Genomic DNA, 3,049 nt, shown 5'->3' on the forward strand with positions numbered 1-3,049 from the left:
AAAAGTACACATCGTCGGCAAGGTCGAATACCGCAGTGGCGATGGCCCGAACGTCGAGATCCGCCCCGGCCCGGTGGACGCGACCACCGGCATCAACGACGTCACCCTGAGCTGGACCGACGAAGAAACCCACGGCTCTGCAGCCATGCCCTTGACCGACTTCAAACGGTATGTGGCCGATGGCCTGATCAAGCTCGACTGAATTTCTTCAGCCAGTGCTGTGACAGGCACAGGCTTCCCCGTGCGCGGCCGACACCAGCTCGTCCAGAATGCCGCAGTGCCCTTCGTGCGTGCCCGAGCAGCGCGCACGCAGTTGCAGCAATTGCTTCTCCAAGGCCCGCATGCTCTTGAGGCGTGCGCGCACGCGGGCCAGCTGCTCATCGACAAGCAGGTCCACGTCGCTGCAGTCGGCCAGCGGCGCATCCACAAAACCCAGCAGCCGGTTCACATCGGCCAGCGGCATGTCCAGCGCGCGGCAGTGGCGGATGAAGGACAGGCGTTCCAGATGCTCCGCTGCGTAGTCGCGGTAGCCGTTGTCACGCCGCGCCGGCTCGGGCAGCAATCCCTGCTTTTCGTAGTAGCGGATGGTTTCCACATCCACGCCCGTGGCGCGGGCCAGTTCCTTGATCTGCATGGTGAAGCCCTTAGGTCAAACAAGTGATTGACACTGTAGCGACTTCAGGGTTTCCAATGCAGGCATTGAAAGGAAAAACCATGTCAGCCCATTGCTGTGACCACGAAACCCCCAAGGTTGATGCCATCGTCAACCTGGGCCGCTACCGCAAGATCCTCTGGATCGCCCTGATCGTCAATGCCGCCATGTTCTTCATCGAAATCGGTGCGGGCGTGCAGGCCGGCTCGCTCTCGCTGCTGGCCGATGCGGTGGACTTCGCGGGCGACGCGCTCAACTACGCCGTGTCGCTCGCGGTGCTGGCGTCTGCCCTGGCCTGGGGCGCCCGCGCTGCCATGCTCAAGGCCGTGAGCATGATGGGCTTTGGCCTGTATGTGCTGGGCGCTGCGTTGTGGTCGGTGTGGCACGGCGGTGTGCCGCAGGCCATGACCATGGGAGCGGTAGCGCTGCTCGCGCTGGTGGCCAACGTGGCCGTGGCCTGGATGCTCTATGCGTTTCGCGAAGGTGACGCGAACATGCGCAGCGTGTGGCTGTGCTCGCGCAACGACGCCATTGGCAATGTGGCCGTGTTCATGGCCGCGCTCGGCGTGTTCGGCACCGGCTCCGCCTGGCCCGATCTGGCGGTGGCCAGCCTCATGGCAACGCTGGCGCTGCACGGCGGGTGGACGGTGATGCGGCAGGCGAGGGGTGAGCTGGGCCAGAACGCAGGCAAGGACCACCATGGCCATGAGCACTGAACAGCGGGCTGGTCGCCAGTTCGACACCGCCACGCACGCACGACTGATCGAACAGGCGAAGGCGAGCTGATTGCCCGTGCCCGCAGCCATTGAAAGACCCGACGCATAAAATTCAGCGCATGCGCGCCTTTCTGGTCTTGTTGATGCTCACACTCCTGCCGCTGCAGTTTTCTGCAGCGGCGGTCGTGGCGTGCTGTGGCCACGTCGAGGCTGTGCAAGGGCCGAAAGCCACGCACCATCGGACCGATCACGGCGTGGTTGATGGCGACTCTGTCACCGACAGCGGCAGCTTCGATCTGGATTGCGGAACCTGCCATTCCAATTGCGCTGCTGCGCTCACCACAACCACTGCAACCCAGGCAGAACCCGTCGGCATTGAGCCAGCAGCGCAGCTCGCCGAACGCCTCCTGCCGCCCTGGCATGCGCGGCCCTACCGCCCCCAATGGCTTGCCCCGAATGGCTCGGGGTGGAACGCCTTCACCTGATGCGCTGACAGGCGCGCCTTCCCCGATCTCTGGCCTTTGTGGCCCCGTCTGCGACGGGGCCGACCCGATCGTTTTGGAAGGACTCACGCATGACTGATCGCTCGACGCAGCGAAACCCCCCATCGGGCTGGAGTTGGCTCATGGCTGCCTGGGGCATGGCCCTGCTGGCCACGCTCGGTGCGCTCTTCATTGGCGAGGTCATGGGCATGACGCCCTGCCTGCTGTGCTGGTATCAGCGCATCTTCATGTTTCCGCTGGCGTTCATCCTCGGCATGGCCGCTTTCGCCGAAGACCGGCGAGGTGCTGTGTATGCGCTGCCGCTGGCCTTGGGCGGCTCGGCAGTGGCCGGCTACCACACCGCGCTGGTCGCTGGCTGGGTGCCCCAGTGGTGGGTGCCTTGCGGCTCTGGCCCCTCATGCAGTGAGCAGAGCCTGGAGATTCTGGGTGGCGTCCAGATTCCCTGGCTGTCCCTCGCGGCCTTCACTGCCATCGCCTTTCTGCTTCTTGTTTACCTGAGAAAAACCCGTTCATGAACGTCAAAAAATTCACTGTCATTGGCCTGTTGGCCGTCGTGGCCTTGTTCTTCTACCTGGGCATGAATGCCTACCAATCGCGAGTGCAGACCGCGCAGGACGTACAGGTCAAGGCCGAGCAGACGCGCCTGGTGCGCATGCATTCGCCGGTGTTGGGGCCACAGGGTGCGCCGGTCACCATCGTCGAGTTTTTTGACCCGGCCTGCGAGACTTGCCGCGCTTTCTACCCTTTGGTCAAGAACCTCATGGCGCAGTACCCGAACGACGTGCGGCTCGTGATCCGGTACGCGCCGTTCCACCAGGGTTCGGACGTGGTGGTCAAGCTGTTGGAGGCTGCCAGGAGCCAAGGCAAGTACCAAACGGTGTTGGAGGCCGTGCTGGCAGCGCAGCCCGCCTGGGCCGACCACGGCCAGCCCAACATCGAGAACGCTTTCAAGGTGGCCGAGCAGGCCGGCCTGGATCTGACCAAGGCGCGGCAGGACATGGAGAAGCCTGGCATGCATGCGCTGTTGCAGCAAGACATTGAAGACCTCACCGCGCTGCAGGTCACCAAGACACCCACCTTCTTTGTGAACGGACGCAGCCTGCCCAGCTTTGGTCCCGATCAACTGGCAACGCTGGTGGCGGAGGAAGTGGCCAAGGTCAAGAAATGAAGCAGATGGC

At 63.7% G+C, this 3,049-nt stretch carries 5 protein-coding genes and 1 pseudogene; 5 read left to right on the forward strand and 1 reads right to left on the reverse strand.

Features of this window, described 5'->3' with window-relative positions; genetic code table 11:
- Positions 1 to 202: pseudogene (locus Q0C59_RS12435) on the forward strand (glutathione S-transferase); the annotation flags it as partial.
- Between the two features lie 6 nt (positions 203 to 208).
- Here Q0C59_RS12435 and Q0C59_RS12440 read toward each other — a convergent pair.
- The gene (locus Q0C59_RS12440; protein ID WP_291215917.1) at positions 209 to 634 is read right to left on the reverse strand and encodes a Cd(II)/Pb(II)-responsive transcriptional regulator; all 426 of its coding nucleotides are present in this window, start codon (positions 632 to 634) and stop codon (positions 209 to 211) included.
- Positions 635 to 714: 80 nt separating this feature from the next.
- Between Q0C59_RS12440 and Q0C59_RS12445 the strand changes: the two genes are divergently transcribed.
- From Q0C59_RS12445 to Q0C59_RS12460, 4 genes are all read left to right on the forward strand, one after another.
- A complete protein-coding gene (locus tag Q0C59_RS12445) occupies positions 715 to 1,368 on the forward strand; it encodes a cation transporter (protein ID WP_291215920.1) in 654 nt (217 codons plus the stop codon).
- 119 nt (positions 1,369 to 1,487) lie between these two features.
- Entirely contained in the window at positions 1,488 to 1,853 is a 366-nt protein-coding gene (locus Q0C59_RS12450; RefSeq protein WP_291215923.1) for a hypothetical protein, read from the forward strand.
- An 89-nt stretch (positions 1,854 to 1,942) separates the two neighbouring features.
- Positions 1,943 to 2,386, forward strand: a complete 444-nt coding sequence (locus Q0C59_RS12455; RefSeq protein ID WP_291215925.1) for a disulfide bond formation protein B — start codon at positions 1,943 to 1,945, stop codon at positions 2,384 to 2,386.
- Positions 2,383 to 3,039 carry a thioredoxin domain-containing protein gene (locus Q0C59_RS12460; RefSeq protein ID WP_291215927.1) on the forward strand — a complete coding sequence of 219 codons (657 nt, stop codon included), beginning with the start codon at positions 2,383 to 2,385 and terminating at the stop codon, positions 3,037 to 3,039. The genes Q0C59_RS12455 and Q0C59_RS12460 overlap by 4 nt, the downstream gene beginning before the upstream one ends.
- Positions 3,040 to 3,049: the final 10 nt, after the last annotated feature.

The organism is Hydrogenophaga sp. (genome assembly GCF_022844385.1).
GTDB lineage: Bacteria > Pseudomonadota > Gammaproteobacteria > Burkholderiales > Burkholderiaceae_C > Hydrogenophaga.